The 19,014-nt window shown below is 39.3% G+C and carries 20 protein-coding genes; all 20 read left to right on the top strand.

All coding sequences use genetic code 11. The features are described from left to right. Positions 1–25: 25 nt before the first annotated feature. The 20 genes from yqfC to BK584_RS03860 all read left to right on the top strand — a co-directional run bounded on the left by yqfC (position 26) and on the right by BK584_RS03860 (position 18,979). Positions 26–325: a sporulation protein YqfC gene (yqfC, locus tag BK584_RS03955; RefSeq protein ID WP_078391391.1), complete on the top strand. Its 300-nt coding sequence runs from the start codon at positions 26–28 to the stop codon at positions 323–325. Positions 326–336: 11 nt separating this feature from the next. Further along, complete coding sequence (gene yqfD / locus BK584_RS03950) at positions 337–1,524, top strand: sporulation protein YqfD (RefSeq protein ID WP_078391390.1); 1,188 nt, start codon at positions 337–339, stop codon at positions 1,522–1,524. Positions 1,525–1,529: 5 nt separating this feature from the next. After that, positions 1,530–2,492 carry a PhoH family protein gene (locus BK584_RS03945; RefSeq protein ID WP_078391389.1) on the top strand — a complete coding sequence of 321 codons (963 nt, stop codon included), beginning with the start codon at positions 1,530–1,532 and terminating at the stop codon, positions 2,490–2,492. A 90-nt stretch (positions 2,493–2,582) separates the two neighbouring features. Beyond that, positions 2,583–4,694, top strand: coding sequence for an HD family phosphohydrolase (locus BK584_RS03940; RefSeq protein WP_169871055.1), 2,112 nt, complete (start codon positions 2,583–2,585; stop codon positions 4,692–4,694). Beyond that, positions 4,691–5,173, top strand: coding sequence for an rRNA maturation RNase YbeY (ybeY, locus tag BK584_RS03935; RefSeq protein ID WP_180320494.1), 483 nt, complete (start codon positions 4,691–4,693; stop codon positions 5,171–5,173). The genes BK584_RS03940 and ybeY overlap by 4 nt, the downstream gene beginning before the upstream one ends. Continuing rightward, positions 5,094–5,537: a diacylglycerol kinase family protein gene (locus BK584_RS03930; protein WP_367579282.1), complete on the top strand. Its 444-nt coding sequence runs from the start codon at positions 5,094–5,096 to the stop codon at positions 5,535–5,537. Before ybeY ends, BK584_RS03930 begins: the two co-directional genes overlap by 80 nt. A gap of 13 nt (positions 5,538–5,550) precedes the next feature. Next, entirely contained in the window at positions 5,551–5,964 is a 414-nt protein-coding gene (locus BK584_RS03925) for a cytidine deaminase (RefSeq protein WP_078391385.1), read from the top strand. Beyond that, positions 5,942–6,850, top strand: coding sequence for a GTPase Era (gene era / locus BK584_RS03920; protein WP_078391384.1), 909 nt, complete (start codon positions 5,942–5,944; stop codon positions 6,848–6,850). Before BK584_RS03925 ends, era begins: the two co-directional genes overlap by 23 nt. A 200-nt stretch (positions 6,851–7,050) precedes the next feature. After that, positions 7,051–7,194 (top strand): YqzL family protein, encoded by a 144-nt coding sequence (locus BK584_RS03915; RefSeq protein ID WP_078391383.1) that lies wholly within the window; start codon positions 7,051–7,053, stop codon positions 7,192–7,194. A gap of 27 nt (positions 7,195–7,221) precedes the next feature. After that, entirely contained in the window at positions 7,222–7,998 is a 777-nt protein-coding gene (recO, locus tag BK584_RS03910) for a DNA repair protein RecO (RefSeq protein WP_078391382.1), read from the top strand. Between the two features lie 269 nt (positions 7,999–8,267). Further along, the gene (gene glyQ / locus BK584_RS03905; protein ID WP_078391381.1) at positions 8,268–9,161 is read left to right on the top strand and encodes a glycine--tRNA ligase subunit alpha; all 894 of its coding nucleotides are present in this window, start codon (positions 8,268–8,270) and stop codon (positions 9,159–9,161) included. Beyond that, positions 9,148–11,235, top strand: coding sequence for a glycine--tRNA ligase subunit beta (glyS, locus tag BK584_RS03900; RefSeq protein ID WP_078391380.1), 2,088 nt, complete (start codon positions 9,148–9,150; stop codon positions 11,233–11,235). Before glyQ ends, glyS begins: the two co-directional genes overlap by 14 nt. Positions 11,236–11,259: 24 nt before the next feature. Then, positions 11,260–11,904 (top strand): transcriptional regulator CcpN, encoded by a 645-nt coding sequence (ccpN, locus tag BK584_RS03895; protein ID WP_078391379.1) that lies wholly within the window; start codon positions 11,260–11,262, stop codon positions 11,902–11,904. Between the two features lie 27 nt (positions 11,905–11,931). Further along, positions 11,932–12,747 carry a pyruvate, water dikinase regulatory protein gene (locus BK584_RS03890; protein WP_078391378.1) on the top strand — a complete coding sequence of 272 codons (816 nt, stop codon included), beginning with the start codon at positions 11,932–11,934 and terminating at the stop codon, positions 12,745–12,747. 242 nt (positions 12,748–12,989) lie between these two features. After that, positions 12,990–13,472: a DUF188 domain-containing protein gene (locus BK584_RS03885; RefSeq protein WP_139365606.1), complete on the top strand. Its 483-nt coding sequence runs from the start codon at positions 12,990–12,992 to the stop codon at positions 13,470–13,472. Between the two features lie 27 nt (positions 13,473–13,499). Further along, positions 13,500–15,317 (top strand): DNA primase, encoded by a 1,818-nt coding sequence (gene dnaG / locus BK584_RS03880; RefSeq protein ID WP_078391377.1) that lies wholly within the window; start codon positions 13,500–13,502, stop codon positions 15,315–15,317. Between the two features lie 31 nt (positions 15,318–15,348). Next, entirely contained in the window at positions 15,349–16,470 is a 1,122-nt protein-coding gene (gene rpoD, locus BK584_RS03875) for an RNA polymerase sigma factor RpoD (RefSeq protein ID WP_054710351.1), read from the top strand. Between the two features lie 264 nt (positions 16,471–16,734). Continuing rightward, the gene (locus BK584_RS03870; protein WP_078391376.1) at positions 16,735–17,103 is read left to right on the top strand and encodes a c-type cytochrome; all 369 of its coding nucleotides are present in this window, start codon (positions 16,735–16,737) and stop codon (positions 17,101–17,103) included. A gap of 53 nt (positions 17,104–17,156) precedes the next feature. Further along, positions 17,157–17,855, top strand: a complete 699-nt coding sequence (locus tag BK584_RS03865) for a tRNA (adenine(22)-N(1))-methyltransferase (protein ID WP_078391375.1) — start codon at positions 17,157–17,159, stop codon at positions 17,853–17,855. Further along, a complete protein-coding gene (locus BK584_RS03860) occupies positions 17,855–18,979 on the top strand; it encodes a Nif3-like dinuclear metal center hexameric protein (protein WP_078391374.1) in 1,125 nt (374 codons plus the stop codon). The genes BK584_RS03865 and BK584_RS03860 overlap by 1 nt, the downstream gene beginning before the upstream one ends. Positions 18,980–19,014 lie beyond the last annotated feature (35 nt).

Here is a 19,014-nt window from a genome sequence, read left to right as displayed (position 1 = left end):
ACTCATTAGGAGAGGGGGCTGCTTGATGAACACATTTACAAATCGGATGAAAAAGTGGATTGCGAACCATATGCAGCTTCCGGCAGATGTCATGATGGATCTGCCTCGAATTACAATGGTCGGACAGTTGCACATTTATATAGAGAACCATCAAGGTGTCTTGCGCTTTTCGAACCAAGAACTACGTTTATTATTGAAACAAGGTCAGTTATTAATAAAAGGAAATGGTTTTGTATTAAAAACAATATTACCTGAAGAGTTGCTGTTGGAAGGTAAGATTGACCAAGTGATGTTTATTGATGATAAAGAAGAAAGAAAAAGTTAGGGGGGAGAATTTTGCGGAATGGATTCTTGAAGTCGCTAAACGGTTATGTAACGGTCCGAGTTGAAGGGCGTTATCCAGAGCACTTGTTAAATAAGTGCGTTAAAGAAGGAGTACACATTTGGAATGTTCATTATGAAGGTGATCAACATTTATACTTTGATATCACATTAACGGATATTAAGACGATTAGAAGGTTGTTCAGGCATTCTGGATGTAAAATTCGTTTTAAACAAAAAGCTGGTCTTCCCTTTTTTCTTCAGCGTATGAAAATCCGGTCCGGTTTTGCGATTGGACTTGCTCTGTTTCTCTTCCTCTTAATTTTAGCAGCTAATATGGTTTGGGGCTATTCGATTAAAGGGGCATCTCCTCACGTCGAGCAACAACTTCAAGAAGTTGTTCGTGATATAGGTATAAAAAAAGGGGCATTTGCATTCCAGCTCCCACAGCCAGATGAGATTCAACGGATTGTGACGGATGAAATAGAGGAGGCGACTTGGATTGGTGTGCGAAAAAAAGGGACGACCTTTGAGTTTGAAGTGGTTGAGCAGGTTAGACAAGAGGCGGCAGAGCGATTAAACCCTAGACATCTCGTTGCTTCTAAAAAAGCAGTGATACGTAAAATGTTTGTAGAAGATGGCAAGGCTGTTAAACGAACAAATGATGTAGTGGAAAAAGGAGACATGCTCGTTTCGGGCTTCATTGGTGCGGAAGGGAAAGAACAGACAGTAGCGGCAAAAGCATCGATAATCGGAGAAATATGGTATACTTCTACTGTAACCTTGCCTTTTGAAAATAATTTCACTACGATAACAGGAGAACAAAAAAATAAGCGACTTATACAAATAGGTAACTGGGATATTCCGTTTTGGAACTTCACAGAACCTGATTATGAGACATATGAGCTATTTGAACGTGAAACAAACTTCTCCATATTTGGTTATCGATTGCCTGTACAAATTCGTACGATTGAGCAACGTGAAACGTTTAGCTTTAGCAGAACGTATACAAAGGACGAGGCAATTGAAGTGGCTAAAAAACATGCACACGAAGAATTAAGAGGGAAACTGCCGGATGATGCCGAAATAAAAACGGAGCATATTTTGCAAGAACACGTGGAAAATGATACAGTTTCATTAAAGATTCATTACCAAGTTCTAGAAGAAATTGCACAAGAAAAACCTATCATTCAAGGAGACTGAGCAGATTGTCTGAAACATCATTGATTCAACTAAGTTCATTAGATGCGCATGTTACCCAAGCGCTATATGGACCAAATGATCAGCATTTGAAGCGTCTTGAAGAGGAGTTGTCTATTCAACTTGTTACTAGAGGAGAAGACATTCTGGTGACTGGGCAACGAAATCAAATAGAACAAGCCGGAAGAGTATTGGAAACACTAGCGACAATTGTTGAACAGCAAGTTCAAATTAGTGAACGGGATGTGCTTTATGCCGTTCAACTAGAAAAAGAAGGGAAACTTCACGAATTAAATGATCTTTATGATGAAAAGATCGCAACAACAATTAAAGGGAAGAACATACAAGCTAAAACACTTGGCCAACGTCATTATGTTTCTATGATCCGAAAGAACGATATGGTGTTTGGCGTTGGCCCAGCAGGTACAGGAAAAACCTATTTGGCAGTTGTAATGGCGGTATCTGCTTTAAAAGAAGGACGAGTTCAGCGGATCGTCTTGACAAGGCCTGCGGTAGAAGCTGGGGAAAGTCTTGGTTTTTTGCCTGGCGACCTAAAAGAAAAAGTTGATCCATATTTGCGTCCAATTTATGATGCCCTACACGATGTCTTAGGAGTTGAACATACAGCGCGTTTAATGGAACGAGGAACCATCGAAGTTGCTCCTCTTGCCTACATGCGTGGCCGAACACTAGATGACGCGTTTGTCATTTTAGATGAAGCGCAGAACACAACTGAAGAACAAATAAAAATGTTTGTTACAAGGCTTGGTTTTGGTTCCAAAATGGTTGTAAACGGAGATTTAACTCAAGTGGATCTTCCTAAAGGGAAACGTTCGGGATTGCAATCTGCATTACAGCGTTTGAAAAATGTCTCTGGGCTTGGCTTTGTTCAATTGCAAGCTTCAGATGTTGTTAGACATGTACTTGTCCAGCGAATTTTGCAAGCGTATGAGCATACAGAAAACAATTAAAAAGAGAGTTGTGCCAAGGTAAAGGTGAGGTGACCGTATTTGTCAGCAAATAAACCTAAAACATCGGCCACCAGAACCTGGTGGCGAAAAATGAAGCAACAACCTTATATTAGGACTGTTATCATTACGCTACTTGGCCTTTTGATGTATAGTTTAATGCTAGATAATGTGATTCCAGAGCGTTTGTCAATAAATCTATCGGAACAAGCAGAAACAGACATTAGAGCGCCAATAACGGTTGTAGATCAAGCCGCTACGGAACAACGGCGGTCTGATGCGGTGGCAAGTATCGATTCTCAAACTCGTCATAATACGAAGTATGAAGAGGAACGTGTTCAACAAGTTGATGATATTTTTAGTGTGATTGAGCGCGTAAGAAATGGTACTGATACCGAAGCTGAAGAGGATAGTGAAGACGAAGTAACCGTTGATGATCAAATTGAAAAAGTTCGGACAGACTTTTCGGATACGACAAATGCAGACCTTGATGATGAATCAATTGTGGCTTTATTAAATGCATCAGATAACCAGTTTCAAGGAGCGTTAGACACCGCTCTTGATACAGTTCATGAAACAATGAGCCAGCAAATCCGAATTGGAACTTTGCAAGAAGCCAAAGATCAAGCAGAAGAGCAAGTCTCTGGCGTATCGACACTAAATTCCGACGTGCGAGATGCTGTAACGAATATTGTAGACCTTGCGATTGTATTTAATGTTACGTATGATGCAGAAGCGACGCAGCGCCTTCGTCAAGAAGCTTCTGATGCTGTGGAACCAGTTCTTATTCGTGACGGTGAACTGATTGTTAAAGAAGGAGATATGATTAATCATCAAGTTTATGAACAGCTGCGCTTGGTGGGTCTGTTGGATGATTCTCTAATTATTTACCCTTATATCGGTTTAGCGTTATTTATCGTTCTGCTAATTGGTATATTGACGTATTTCTTAAATGATTCGAATACGTCTGTTGCAACCAATAACTCGCATTTACTAATGTTTGCGATTGTTTTTGTCGTCATTTTAATATTGATGAAACTATACAGTTACCTTGAAGGGTTGCTAAACATTAATGGGTTTGGTTTTGCTGTTCCTGCTGCAGCAGGGGCAATGTTGTTGACTTTACTATTACAGCCTAAAATTGCAATAGTGACAAGTTTTTTGTTTGCGATTATTGGCAGTCTTTTTTATAATCATGATTCAACAAGCATGTTCGCGTTTACGTATGGATTTTATATTTTTGTCAGTTGTCTAACAGCAACTTACTTCTTGAATAGTACAAATAAAGCGACGCGAATTCTTAGAGCTGGTTTTTATGTTACTTGTGTAAATTGTTTAACAGTACTTGCATTGCTTTTGATGAAAAGCATCCATTTAAACTGGGGAGAGTTAGGATTACATTTCTCTGCTGCTTTCTTGTCAGCGTTTGTTGCATCTGTTTTAACAATTGGGTTATTGCCTTTTATTGAAACTGGCTTTGGGATACTATCCGTCACGCGTTTAATTGAATTGTCTAATCCAAACCATCCCTTATTGCGTAAAATCTTAACTGAAGCGCCAGGTACATATCATCATAGCGTTGTGGTAGGTAATTTAGCTGAAGCGGCGTGTGAAGTATTGGGTGAGAACGGACTGCTAGCTCGTGTGGGTGCATATTATCATGACCTTGGAAAAACAAGGCGGCCCCACTTCTTTATTGAGAATCAATTAAAAGGGGAAAATGCACATGATAAAATATCGCCACAATTGAGCAAAACCATTATTATCTCTCATCCTCAAGATGGCGCAGAATTGTTACGGCAATATAAAATGCCGAGAGAAATTGTTGATATTGCGGAGCAACATCACGGCACAAGTTTATTAAAATTTTTCTATCATAAAGCAAGTGAAGAGGCGGATCAACCTGTTCCAGAATCGCAGTTCCGCTATCCTGGGCCAAAACCACAAACAAAAGTAAATTCAATTGTGTCTATTGCTGACAGTGTGGAGGCGGCTGTGCGGTCAATGCAAAAGCCGACACCGGATAAGATAGAAAACTTGGTTGATAAAATAATTAAAGAGAAGTTAGAAGATGGACAGTTTGATGAGTCTGATCTTACATTAGGTGAATTAAACCAAATTAAAGTTTCGATGTGTGAGACATTAAATGGCACGTTTCATCAACGCATTGAATACCCAGAAGAAAAACTTAAAGGAGAAAAATGATGATTGAAGTAGATATTATTGATGAAACGCATACATTAACAATGGAGCAACTGCGACTTGTTGAAAACGTTTTACACCATGCAGGTGAGGCAGAACTACTGGAGCGTCCTAGTGAATTGTCAGTCACATTTGTTCATGAAGAAGCGATTAAAGAGCTGAATAGAGATCATCGTGGTATTGATAAAGCGACGGATGTACTTTCATTTGCATTAAATGATGGTGAAGAAGAGGGAAGTTTTGATATACTACCAGAAGGCATGCCAAACATGCTAGGTGATATCATCGTTTCTGTAGGACATATTAAAAGCCAAGCGCATGATTATGGACATTCATTTGAACGAGAATTAGCTTTCTTAGTAGTTCATGGATTTCTACATTTGCTTGGGTACGATCATATGAATGAAAATGACGAAAAGCAGATGTTCACTAAACAAGAGGAGATTTTACAATCCTATGGCATTGGGAGATCGAAATCGTAGAGGGATAAGGCGTTTTTTTCGCTCGTTTTATTATGCTTTTTCAGGGCTAATGTACGTAGTGAAAAACGAACAAAATATGCAAATTCATCTCATAGGTGGAATGGCTGTTATTGGTGCGGCTTGGTATTTTTCTGTAGACTATGTTGAGTGGTTACTACTAATTTTAGTTATTGGAGGAGTATTGACTGTTGAAACGATCAATACGGCGATTGAACGGACTGTTGATTTGGTGACGGAGGAATATCACCCTTTAGCAGAACGAGCAAAAGATATTTCTGCAGCAGGCGTGTTTGTTTTTTGTTTGTTTGCTGTTGTTATAGGTTTGTGGATTTTTATTCCTTATATTATTGCTTTGTTTCAGTAAAGGAGGTAGAGAAATGTTGACTGACGATCTGGTAAAAAAAGCGATCGAAGCCCGGTCGCAAGCATATACACCTTATTCAAATTTTCAAGTTGGTGCGGCGTTGTTATTAGATGATGGGTCAATCGTCCAAGGTGCCAATATAGAAAATGCTGCATATAGCTTAGCCAATTGTGCAGAGCGGACGGCTATATTCAAAGCATACCAGCCGGGACAGTTGCCTTTTAAAGCGATTGCTGTGGCAGCTGATACACCTGATCCGGTATCGCCATGTGGAGCTTGCAGGCAAGTTCTAGCGGAACTTTGTTTACCAGACATGCCTGTATATTTAAGTAATATAAATGGAAAATGGAAAAAGACAACTGTGCAAGAACTTTTGCCGGGTTTTTTCAAAGCGGAGGATATGAATGAATCAAGAAAACGAATTTAAGTCTGGTTTTGTTTCAATAATAGGACGGCCAAATGTAGGCAAGTCCACGTTATTGAATCGTGTTATTGGTCAAAAAATTGCAATCATGTCGGACAAGCCCCAAACAACGCGTAATAAAATTCAAGGTGTATATACAGATAACGAGGCACAAGTTGTCTTTATAGATACACCTGGAATTCATAAACCTAAACACCGCTTAGGTGATTTTATGATGAAAGTAGCAAAAAACACTCTTCGAGAAGTGGATTTAATTCTTTATGTAATCGAGGCTGATGCTAAGTTTGGACCAGGAGAGCAGTTTATTATTGATCGATTAAATGAAACCAAGACACCTGTGTTTTTAATTGTAAATAAAATCGATAAAATTCATCCGGATGCACTTCTTGAAGTGATCGATCAGTATAGGGAACGTTATCAATTTGAAGAAATTATCCCCATTTCAGCTCTCGATGGTAATAATGTTCCAACGATGATGGAACAAATAATTAATAACATGGAGGAAGGACCACAATACTATCCAAGTGACCAAGTAACAGATCATCCAGAGCGTTTTATAGTAGCCGAGTTAGTGAGAGAGAAGGCACTTCATTTAACGAAAGAAGAAATCCCACATTCTCTAGCTGTAGTGATTGAACAAATGAAGAGACGAGATAATGGAAAGATTTACGTAGGTGCGACAATTATTGTTGAACGATCATCGCAAAAAGGGATTATTATCGGAAAAAGAGGATCAATGTTAAAAGAAATTGGCCAACTTGCGCGAACGGATATTGAAGCATTGCTTGGTTCTAGTGTCTTTCTGGAGCTTTGGGTTAAAGTACAAAAAGATTGGCGGAATCGACCTTCGCAATTAAAGGATTATGGTTTTAATGAGGACGAATATTAAATAAAGAAAACAATGGCTCAAACTTAGGCGTTTGACCATTGTTTTTTTATTTGAACTGAATTATGATTAAAAATAACTGATAAAATTAACCAAATTTAAGAAGTCAAGCGCGGTAAATTAACAATATTTCCATCGCATGAGTCGGGCGTGTTCAGGTCAAAATACAACAGAAGAATGAGAGAGAAGGGTGGCGAATTAACGTGCTTGTTCTATCTTGGAAGTTGTTTTCTCAAACGGGGAATATTGAAACCTATTTGCTTCATAAAGAATTGGAGCGAGACATAGAAACGGATGAATTAGAAATGACGCAAGTAGAGGATTTATCTGATTCGACTTTTTCGTAATGCCGCAGCTTGCTGTAAGGATGGGCTATGTTAAAAAAACAAGATGCCATAGTATTAAAAACAATTGATTATGGTGAAACCAATAAAATTGCCACAATTTATACAAAAGAGAACGGAAAATTAGCTGTATTAGCAAAAGGAGCAAAAAAATCAAATAGCCGCTTTGCTGCAGTCATGCAACCATTTATCCATGGGAACTTTCTTTATTATCAAGGAAACGGTCTGCCTTCGTTAAACCAAGGTGAGGCCGTTCATTCATTTAAAGAAATTCAGTTTGATATTATAAAATCGGCTTATGCAGCTTATATTGTTGAGTTGGTTGATAAATTGACGGAAGAACGACAAACTCATTTTTTCTTATATGATTGGCTTTTACTCTCCTTAAAACAAATAAACGCAGGAGTCGACCCAGAAGTGATTGCAAGAATCTTTGATATGAAGATGTTGCCTGTTGCAGGTGCAAAACCTCAGTTGGATTGTTGTGTTGTCTGCCAATCAGATGAGAAAGATCCTGTTGGATTCTCAATCCGGTTAGCGGGTTTTTTGTGTCGCGATTGTATACATAGAGATGAGCATTCATTTCTTTTAAAGTTAGCTGCGGCGAAACTGTTGAGAACATTGTATTATGTTGACTTAAACAAAGTTGGTACGATTTCTGTTTCTGATAAAACAAAAAAACAAATGAACCAGATGATTTCTATGTACTACGATGAATATGTAGGAATACAGTTAAAGTCAAGAAGGTTTATAAACCAAATTGAAAAGTTGGATATGGGATTGATAAAGGTTGACAAAGATAAATAATTTCCATATAATTAACTTTACGATTATAGATGCGATGATGGAAAAAAACAGCGATTGAATAAGGACAAAAGCGACTCTAGGGTGGTGAGAGCTAGAGATGTCTGGCAATTGGTGGAGGCAATTCTTGAGCATATTCGGAAAAAAGCGATTAAACACGCATGTGTTTAATAAGTAGGGTGGAACCGCGGGTTACTCTCGTCCCTACGCCAATTGAGGCGTAGGGACGAGAGTTTTTTGTCTTTTGCGCTATAAGGAGGAAATTTAAGAAGATGAATGTACAAACAATGATATTAACCTTACAATCTTTTTGGGCAAAGCAGAACTGTATCATTTTAAATGCGTACGATACTGAGAAAGGTGCGGGAACGATGAGTCCACATACGTTACTCCGTACAATTGGTCCAGAGCCATGGAATGTTGCGTATGTGGAACCGTCTCGTAGACCAGCAGATGGTCGTTATGGAGAAAACCCAAATCGTTTATATCAACACCATCAATTTCAGGTTATCATGAAACCTTCTCCAATTAATATTCAAGAACTATACTTAGATAGTTTGCGGGCCTTGGGCATTGATCCTTTAAAGCATGATATACGATTTGTAGAAGATAACTGGGAAAATCCAACACTTGGTTGTGCAGGGTTAGGTTGGGAAGTGTGGCTTGATGGGATGGAAATTACGCAATTTACATATTTCCAACAAGTTGGCGGCATGGAGGCCAACCCAGTTTCTGCTGAAATCACATATGGGCTGGAACGCCTCGCGACATATATTCAAGACAAAGAAAACGTTTTTGAGCTGGAGTGGGTCGAAGGTTTTAGCTATGGGGATATATTCTTGCAACCCGAATATGAACACTCAACTTACACGTTTGAAGTATCGGATACAGATATGTTGTTTTCTTTATTTGCAACATACGAGAAGGAAGCTGGTCGAGCACTTGAAAAAAATCTAGTTTTTCCTGCCTATGATTATATTCTAAAATGTTCTCATACGTTTAATTTACTTGATGCACGAGGTGCGATTTCTGTTACGGAACGCACAGGATATATTGGTCGAGTGCGTACACTTGCTCGAAAAGCAGCACGTCACTACTATGAAGCGCGGGAAGCGCTCGGATTTCCAATGTTAAAAAAGGGAGGGTCTTCCGATGACAACAACTAAGCCGTTTTTAATTGAAATTGGATTAGAAGAGCTGCCGGCGAGATTTGTTAACTCCGCAATTAATCAATTTACCGAGAAAACAGAAGCATGGCTAAAAGAGAAAGAATTAACATATAAAACGATTCGTGCGTTTGCCACACCAAGAAGGCTTGCCTTACTAGTAGAAGGTCTAGTAGATAGACAACCAGATGTGAGTGGAGAAGCGAGAGGGCCAGCAAAAAAAATAGCCCTTGATGATAATGGTGAATGGACAAAAGCAGCACTTGGGTTTGCTAGAGGTCAAGGTGTAGATCCTGAAAAACTTATCTTTAAAGAAATAAATGGCACTGACTATGTGTTTGCAAAAACATTTAAACAGGGACTAGATACAGCTGAATTATTAGTGGAATTTAAAGAGTTAATTACTGGTCTGACGTTTGCGAAGAACATGCGCTGGAATACGTATGATATGCGTTTTGCTCGTCCGATTCGTTGGTTAGTTGCTTTATATGGCGAAGAGGTTATACCTTTCACTATTACGGATATAGAGACAGGTCGTCAAACAAGGGGACATCGATTCTTAGGTAATGAAATTGAGCTTACAAATCCTATGAATTATGAAGAATCATTAAAAGCTGAGTTTGTCATAGCGGATTCCGAAAAACGCAAAGCTACAATAGTAGCGCAGTTGAAAGAAATTGAAAAGAAGCAAGACTGGCTCATACCGGTCGATGAGGCGTTGCTTAACGAAGTAACAAATCTGGTTGAATACCCAACAGCGTTGTATGGTACTTTTGAAGAGGTCTACTTGGATTTGCCGAAGGAAGTATTAATTACAACTATGCGTGAACATCAACGATACTTTCCTGTTGAAACAACTGAAGGCACACTTCAACCTTTTTTTATCACAGTAAGAAACGGGAATTCTAACGAGTTAGAGAATGTTGCACGAGGTAATGAAAAAGTACTACGTGCGCGTCTCGCAGATGCAGCCTTCTTTTATCATGAAGACCAAAAACGTTCAATTGAAGATCTAAATAAGAAATTAGATAAAATTGTTTTCCATGAGGCCATCGGAACAACTGGAGAAAAAGTGGAGCGTACGAAAGAGTTATCTCTATGGCTTGCTAATGAAGTTGGTCTTACAAATGAAAGGAAAGAAAGTTTAAATCGAGCAGCTACCTTTGCGAAGTTTGATCTGGTTACGCATATGGTGGGAGAATTCCCAGAATTGCAAGGGCAAATGGGTCAAGACTATGCAAGCAAGGCTGGTGAATCATCAGAAACAGCTCTTGCTATCTTTGAACAATATTTACCTCGTTTTGCTGGTGATCATACTCCTTCATCAGATACAGGTGCGATTCTTTCTATTGCAGATAAGTTAGATACGATTGTCTCTTGTTTTGCGATTGGTTTAATTCCTACAGGTTCACAAGATCCGTATGCACTTCGACGTCAAGCGACTGGAATTGTACAAACATTACTGGATAAAAATATCTCTATTACGATAACGAAATTGGTGAATTTTGCTCTGGAGCAAGTACAAAAAAAAGGGTTTATGTCAACAGATGTCGAAACTACTAGGGAAGAACTTAATCGTTTCTTTATTAGCCGACTGAAATATTTAATGGTTGAACAAGGATACCGCTATGACTTGGTTGATGCGGTGCTTGCTGCCCCTCTTGTTGATGTCTACACAGTATTTTCAAAGGCCAAAGTGTTATCAGAAGAAGTTGTTCAGTCAGGATTCAAAGAAACAATTGAGGCGTTGAGCAGAGTAACCAATTTGGCTAGAAAAGCAGACCAAGATGTTTCTGTTTCAGAAGAATTTTTTGAGAATGAAAAAGAATCATCGCTATTGTCTTCAACGATTAGAGTGGAGTCTAACCTTGTGCAAGCTTGGGAAGAAAATGATGCATACGCTGCATTTCATGCGCTTGCTGAATGCCGTTCAACTATTAACGAGTTTTTTGAACATACGATGGTCATGACTGATAACGATGCTGTACGCACAAATCGTCTTGCCTTGTTAAAGAGGTTAGCAGCATCGATTCACTCTTATGCAGACTTTCAGCAAATTATTTTTGCGGCATAAGAGCATGGTCCTGGTTTAAGAGAGGTGAGTCCAATCGAACTTTCAAAAAGACAGCATCGAATAATAGATATCGTGAAAGAAAACGGTCCAATTACAGGCGAGCATATTGCTGAACGTCTGTCGTTAACGAGAGCGACCTTGCGTCCGGATCTGGCTATTTTAACAATGGCCGGATTTTTGGACGCTCGACCTCGTGTGGGCTATTTTTTCACAGGAAAAACTGATACACGTGATCTCTCTGATGAAATTCAAAAGATTAAAGTTCACCATTACCAATCTAGACCGGTACTAATTGAGCAATCGACTTCGGTATATGAGGCGATTTGTACGATGTTCTTAGAAGATTGCGGTACACTGTTTATCGTAGACGGCGATTCAACATTAGTTGGAGTTGCTTCAAGAAAAGACTTGCTTCGGGCAAGTATGGGTGGACAAGCAATTGAGACAATTCCAGTTAGCGTTATTATGACACGAATGCCTAACATTACGATGTGTGAAAAGGATGACTCTGTTATTGAAGTAGCTCAAAAGCTTATTTCTAGACAAATCGATGGCCTGCCGATTGTAAAAAAGGTTGAGGTGGGTTCTGGATATGAAGTTATTGGGCGGATTACGAAAACAAATATGACATCACTGCTAGTAGATCTGGCTACAAATGAAACTAGTTGATTTAGTTAGGGGAATGGGGGATTGTTCATGACAAATCAATCAGAACGATTAATCGTCTACATTGTTTCAGATTCTGTTGGGGAAACAGCAGAACTGGTGGTGAAAGCTGCTGTTAGTCAGTTTAATGGCTCTAATGTTGAACTACGGCGCATTCCATATGTAGAAGATAAAGGAACAATCCAAGAAGTTGTAGAAATTGCTCAAAAGGCAAAAGCATTAATTGCTTTTACATTGGTTGTTCCCGAGGTTAAAGAGTTTCTTCTTGCGAGTGCAAAAGCAGCTAACGTTGAGACTGTAGACATCATTGGACCTGTGCTAGGAAAGATTAATCAATTAACAAATGAACAGCCGCGGTACGAGCCTGGTTTAATTTATCGGCTTGATGAAGAATACTTTCGTAAAGTAGAAGCGATTGAATTTGCCGTTAAATACGATGATGGCAGAGACCCACGAGGAATCATTCTAGCTGATATTGTGTTGATCGGTGTATCTCGTACATCAAAAACACCTTTGTCTCAATATTTAGCTCATAAACGTCTAAAAGTTGCGAATGTACCTCTTGTTCCAGAGGTTGAACCTCCAGAAGAGCTATTTAAAGTTGCTGCTAAGAAATGTATTGGGTTAAAAATAAGTCCAGAAAAGCTAAATAGCATTCGGACGGAACGATTAAAAGCACTTGGATTAAAATCAGAAGCAAATTATGCGAACATTAATCGGATTAAAGAAGAGTTGGCTTATGCTAAAAAAGTAATGGATCGAGTTAATTGTCCGGTTATTGATGTTTCAAATAAAGCTGTTGAAGAAACCGCTAATCTGATTTCAAGTATGTTTCAAAGAAGTTAACGAATGATTTGGAAACTGTTTACTGTTCAAATAGCAAAACATCAAGTATAATAGTCCATTGGGGATTCTTGACTCATTTTGTTTGCTTTTTTATGTATAAAATACGTTGAGAACAAATAAATTTAAAAAGTCAAGACTTTTTCTTGTTTTTTTGGCAATGATAGAACTGAAGGAACGAAATGAAGTTATTTTCGACAGGTTCTTGTTTTTTTCGCCAATGTAAGAAGGAGAACGACTTCGAAATGTTGAATGATAGTAGTATGACAAACTCAGCGAATAGGATTGTATACGTCGATGCTGATTCTTGTCCGGTGAAGGAGGAAGTAATGAATCTTTCGCGGCTTCATAAAAAACAAATGGTCTTTGTTTTTTCTTATGCACATAGTATGGCTCTGCCTGATGATGTAAAAACGGCAATCGTTGATACAGACAAAGAAGCAGCGGACTTATATTTGCTGCAGGTAACAAAAGGTGGGGACATTTGTGTGACGCAAGATCATGCACTAGCTTCTTTGCTTGTTGCTAAAGGCGTGATCGTTCTTTCACCACGTGGACATCTCTATAAGGAAGAAGAGATGGCGTCTATGCTTGATTCGCGCTACCTCTCACAAAAAGCGAGACGAGCAGGAAAAAAAACAAAAGGACCAAAGAAATTTACTGAAGCTGATCGGGCGATGTTTAATGAGACGTTTGAGAGAATACTCGCAAAAAGGGAATCATTTTGAGTGAGAGAATTGTGGTGATCACAAAAAGTGAGTGTTAAAATACCAGATGACAAACTCATTGAAGTAAGAGAAGCAAGCGACATTGTTGAAGTGATCGGAGAATACGTACAGTTAAAGAAGCAGGGAAGGCAATATGGTGGACTTTGTCCTTTCCATGATGAAAAAACGCCTTCGTTTTCTGTGTCGGAGGATAAACAAGTCTATCACTGTTTTGGCTGTGGTGCAGGCGGTAACGTATTTACGTTCCTGCAAGAATTAGAAGGTTGGACGTTTTCCAAAACAGTCTATCACTTAGCTGAACGAGCAAAGATCCACTTGGAGACACAACAAGTCGATGCGAGCCGCTCAACTGAAGACAATCATGTTCGAGAAATGAAAGAGGGACATGAGTTAGCCGCTTCCACCTATCACAGCATCCTCTTACTTACAGAAGAGGGCGCGCCTGGGCGTGTATATGCTGAAGAACGGAACTTCACGCAGGAACAATTAGATTATTTTCGAATTGGATATGCGCTTAATGAGTGGGAAACACTCGCGCATGTGTTAAAAAATAAAGGCTTTGATTTATCGGTTATGGAGGCGGGCGGACTCGTTGCAAAAAGAAAGTCGGAAGGGTACTATGACCTCTTTCGTAGCCGCTTAATCGTTCCAATTACAGACAGTCAAGGCAGTGTTGTTGCATTTGGAGGCCGACAAATTGGTGAAGGGCAGCCCAAATATCTAAATAGCCCTGAAACGCCAATTTTTCAAAAGGCAAAAACACTATTTCACATGTATGAAGCAAGACCGAGCATCCGTAAGCAAAATAAAGTGTATTTATTTGAAGGTGCTTTTGATGTTATGGCTGCTTGGCAAACGGGCATCACAAATTCAGTTGCTACGTTAGGGACGGCGTTAAGTGTCGACCATGCGAAGTTGCTTCGACGAAATGCAGAAGAAGCAATTCTTTGTTTTGATGGAGATAATGCCGGACGAGAAGCAATTAAAAAAGCGATACCGGTTTTACAAGAAGCGGGATGTCAAGTTCAAGTATGCGTATTACCTGATGGTTATGATCCAGATGACTATATTAAGGAATTTGGAGAAGAAGCGTTTCGGCAGTTGCTTAATAATGAGCTATTGTCCGTTATCGCTTTTCGGATGTATGATGCCAAACAAGGTAAGAATATGCAAAATGAAGGAGAACGACTCCGTTATATCGAGGAAATGATTCAGTTCTTAGCCGGTGTAGATCAATCGGTTGAACGAGATTATTACTTGCGTCGACTATCTGAAGAGTTTCAATTACCGATGGATGTCCTTCAACAGGAACTGGAGCGGAAAAATCAACAAGAAAAGCAGAAGCATGTTGATGTAAATCCAAAGCGTGATTCCTCCACCTCAACGCCTAGGCAGCCGTCGCAACGTTTTAACCAAGCACGTCCAGCGCCAGCTCATATAAAAGCAGAGCGAATCTTGCTTGCGTATATGTTGCAAGATGAAGAAATGGTTTGGCGGATTTCAGAGAAGCTTGAGGATGGTTTTAATGTCGATGAACATCAAGCGTTATATGCATACTTGCTTTCTTTTGTCTCACGAGACGCAGATGCGGGGATGCAGCAATTCGTCGAAAGCTTGGAAGATCAAAAGTTAGCTAAACTTGCAGCTTACTTAGTAATGTTGCCGGTTAAGGAAGAGTGTACGGAAGAAGAACTAGATGATTATATTAAGCGGATTGAACAATACCCAAAATGGGTACGCATAAAAGAGCAACAGCAAGCTGCGCGATTAGAGCAAGATCCAGTTTTAGCAGCAAAACAACAAATGGAGCTCATACGCTTAAAGAAAGAACTGCAAGGTAAGTAATGTATGGTTAATATTGGAAGGAGGGGATCGAATGGCGGATAAACCGTTACGTCCTGTAACTGAAGGTGACATTACCATCGATCAAGTAAAAGAACAATTGGTGGAGCTCGGGAAAAAGCGTGGAACGCTTACGTATGCCGAAATTACAGAGAAAATGGCTGCGTTCGAACAAGATGCCGATCAAATGGATGAGTTTTATGAATACCTAGGTGAACAAGGTGTTGAGCTTTTGAATGAAACTGATGACGAAGTTCCATCCATGCAGCAAGTAGAAAAGAATGAAGAAGAATTTGATTTAAACGATCTAAGCGTCCCTCCAGGAATTAAAATAAATGATCCAGTCCGTATGTATTTAAAAGAAATCGGTAGAGTCCCACTTTTATCAGCTGAAGAAGAAGTTGAGCTAGCAAAACGGATTGAACAAGGTGACGAAGAAGCGAAAAAGCGCTTAGCTGAAGCGAATTTAAGACTTGTTGTTTCGATTGCCAAACGTTATGTTGGCCGTGGTATGCTTTTTCTTGATTTAATTCAAGAAGGAAATATGGGTCTTATTAAAGCCGTTGAAAAGTTCGATTACGATAAAGGATTTAAATTTAGCACGTACGCCACATGGTGGATTCGTCAAGCCATTACTCGTGCGATCGCTGACCAAGCAAGAACGATCAGAATACCCGTTCACATGGTCGAAACAATTAATAAATTAATTCGTGTACAGCGTCAGTTGCTGCAAGACTACGGCCGGGAACCGACACCTGAAGAAGTTGGTAAAGAAATGGATTTAACACCGGACAAGGTTCGTGAGATTTTAAAAATCGCGCAAGAGCCTGTTTCACTTGAAACGCCAATTGGTGAAGAAGATGACTCGCATTTAGGAGATTTCATTGAAGATCAAGAAGCGCTTGCGCCGTCAGATGCAGCTGCATACGAGTTATTAAAAGAACAGCTTGAAGATGTATTGGACACGTTAACTGACCGTGAAGAAAATGTATTACGCTTGCGTTTTGGCCTCGATGATGGGCGAACACGCACTCTTGAAGAAGTAGGGAAAGTATTTGGTGTTACGCGAGAGCGAATTCGTCAAATAGAGGCAAAAGCGCTCCGTAAATTGCGTCATCCAAGTCGTAGCAAACGTCTAAAAGATTTTCTCGATTAAACAAGTTTTTGAATCCGCTTGGCTCATGAAAGTTATGGGTTAAGCGGATTTAAGTTTCTTACTATCTATTTTACTTTGTATTAAAGCGGAATGCAAATTGTTGTTTCGAATTTTCTTAAAAATCTTTTTTGGAGTTTAAATGCTCATTTTGTAGGAAAAATAAGCTGAAGCCTTTTCATAAAAGCACATTTACAGTAAACTATAAGAGATTCGTGCTTTTTTACATAGTAATGGCTAGATCGAACAAGAAAGGAGAGCACCGATATGAAAGGACGTCCGTTAATCCCGTTTGCGATAATTGCCTTCCTAGGTATCTTATTAATGGTTGCGTTTTCAACGATTGGTCTACAACAGCGTGCCAATATGGACGAGGAAGGTGACGAGCCAATTGTAATTGATGATCCAGTTGAATATGGACAAGGCCTTGTAGAAAGTTCTTGCCTTAGTTGTCACGCAAACGATTTATCTGGTACTGCATCAGCTCCAGCAATTAATAATTTAGATTTATCGCATGATGAAATTGTGAATGTTGTATCCAATGGACAAGGAGAAGGAATGCCTTCTTTTTCAGGAAATTTTGAGCCAGAGGAAATTGATGCGATCGCTGAATATTTACTATCTTTAACTGAATAAAAGAGCGGGGGGCAACCCTTGCTTTTTTCTATTTGAAAGGAGAATTTGTATAGATGAATGAGAAGCAGCTGTCCATGCGGCTAGAGCGCGTGGCAGCTTATTTAGATTCGTACAGCAAAATAGCTGATATTGGTTCAGATCATGCTTACTTACCATGTTTTTTAAGCTTGCGAACTGAATCGATCCAAGCAATTGCCGGAGAAATTAATGAAGGACCTTTTCAAGCTGCAAAAAAACAAGTGAGTCGTTCTGGACTTAGTGAGAGGATTGAAGTAAGAAAAGGAAGTGGGCTTTCAGTCATTGAATCCAAAGATAAAGTGGAAGCAATCGCTATAGCAGGTATGGGTGGACCACTCATTGCAAGCATTCTTGAAGACGGGAAAAATAGGCTTGCTGGAGTGCAAAGGCTTGTTCTGCAACCAAATATTGCAGCTCATTCAATCAGAAAGTGGCTCATACACAACAAGTATTATTTAGTTAACGAAGATATTCTTGAAGAAGATGGAAAAATATATGAAATCCTTGTTGCAGAGCCATCGAAAGAGAAAAGGCATTATACAGAAATAGAGTTGTTGTTAGGTCCGTTTTTAAGTAAAAGACGACCTGTCCCATTTAAAAAGAAATGGCAAAGAGAAGTAGATGCTTGGAAACAAGTGTTGAAAGAGCTTGAAAAGGGAAAACAATCAAATGAAACAGTCGCTAAGCGCAACGAGATGATAGAAAAAATAAAAATGGTAGAGGAGGTTCTGTAATGAAAAAAGACTCTATCCACGCCCAACAGTTCGTTCAACTCTTCGAACAGTTTGCTCCAAAACAATTTGCTATGGAAGGCGATAAAAATGGATTAATGATCGGTACATTAAATAAAAAAATTACAAATGTGATGATTGCTCTTGATGTATTAGAAGACACAATGGATGAAGCAATTGAAAAAAACGTTGATTTCATTCTAGCACATCATCCGCTTTTATTTCGACCACTTAAGCAAATTGATCTTGATACGACAATCGGGCGAATCATAAAAAAAGCAATTGAACACAACATTACGATTTACGCGGCACATACAAACCTTGATGTTGCAAGTGGTGGAGTAAATGATTTATTAGCTGAAAAACTAGAAATTGAATCGCCAGAAGTTCTCGTTGAAACATATAAAGAAGCAATGCAAAAAATTGTTGTGTTTGTGCCTGTAGAAGTGGCAAGTAAGGTTCGTGCTGCATTAGGTGATGCAGGAGCTGGTTTTATTGGCTCGTATAGCCACTGCTCATTTTCATCAGAGGGGACGGGATCTTTTTATCCTGAAAAAGATGCGAATCCCCATATTGGAAAAGTAGGCAGACAAGAGTATGTGGATGAAGTGCGCATTGAGACGATTATTCCTTCACGACTAAGTCGACGAGTTGTTGCGGCGTTAGTAAAAGCCCATCCATACGAAGAGCCTGTTTATGATCTATACCCCCTTGATGAGCCTTATGGAAAAATGGGCCTCGGACGAATAGGTAAGGTGCCTGCTGGACATACTTTGCGTACGTATGTAGAATTTGTCAAACAAGCATTAAATATTGAACATGTTCGTGTAGTTGGTGATTTAAATGCGCCTATAAAGAAAGCGGCTATTCTTGGAGGCGATGGAAATAAATATGTACTACATGCTAAGCGGACAGGCGCTGATGTGTTAATTACTGGGGACTTGTATTATCATGTTGCACAAGATGCATTAATGGAAGGTATGTTTGTTATTGACGCCGGTCACCATATTGAATCAATAATGAAAGAGGGATTGACTGCTAAAATGAGTAAGCTTCTGGAAAAAGAAGGCTATGATATTTCAGTTTTTGCTTCTGTACCTAGTACTGAGCCATTTAAATTTATGTGAAAAAAATCAGTGTGCTTAAGCACACTGATTTTTTT

The sequence above is a fragment of the Shouchella patagoniensis genome (genome assembly GCF_002019705.1).
GTDB lineage: Bacteria > Bacillota > Bacilli > Bacillales > Bacillaceae_D > Shouchella > Shouchella patagoniensis.
The sequence above is the reverse complement of the archived record's forward strand: the minus strand, read 5'-3'. Positions and strand labels throughout refer to the sequence as shown.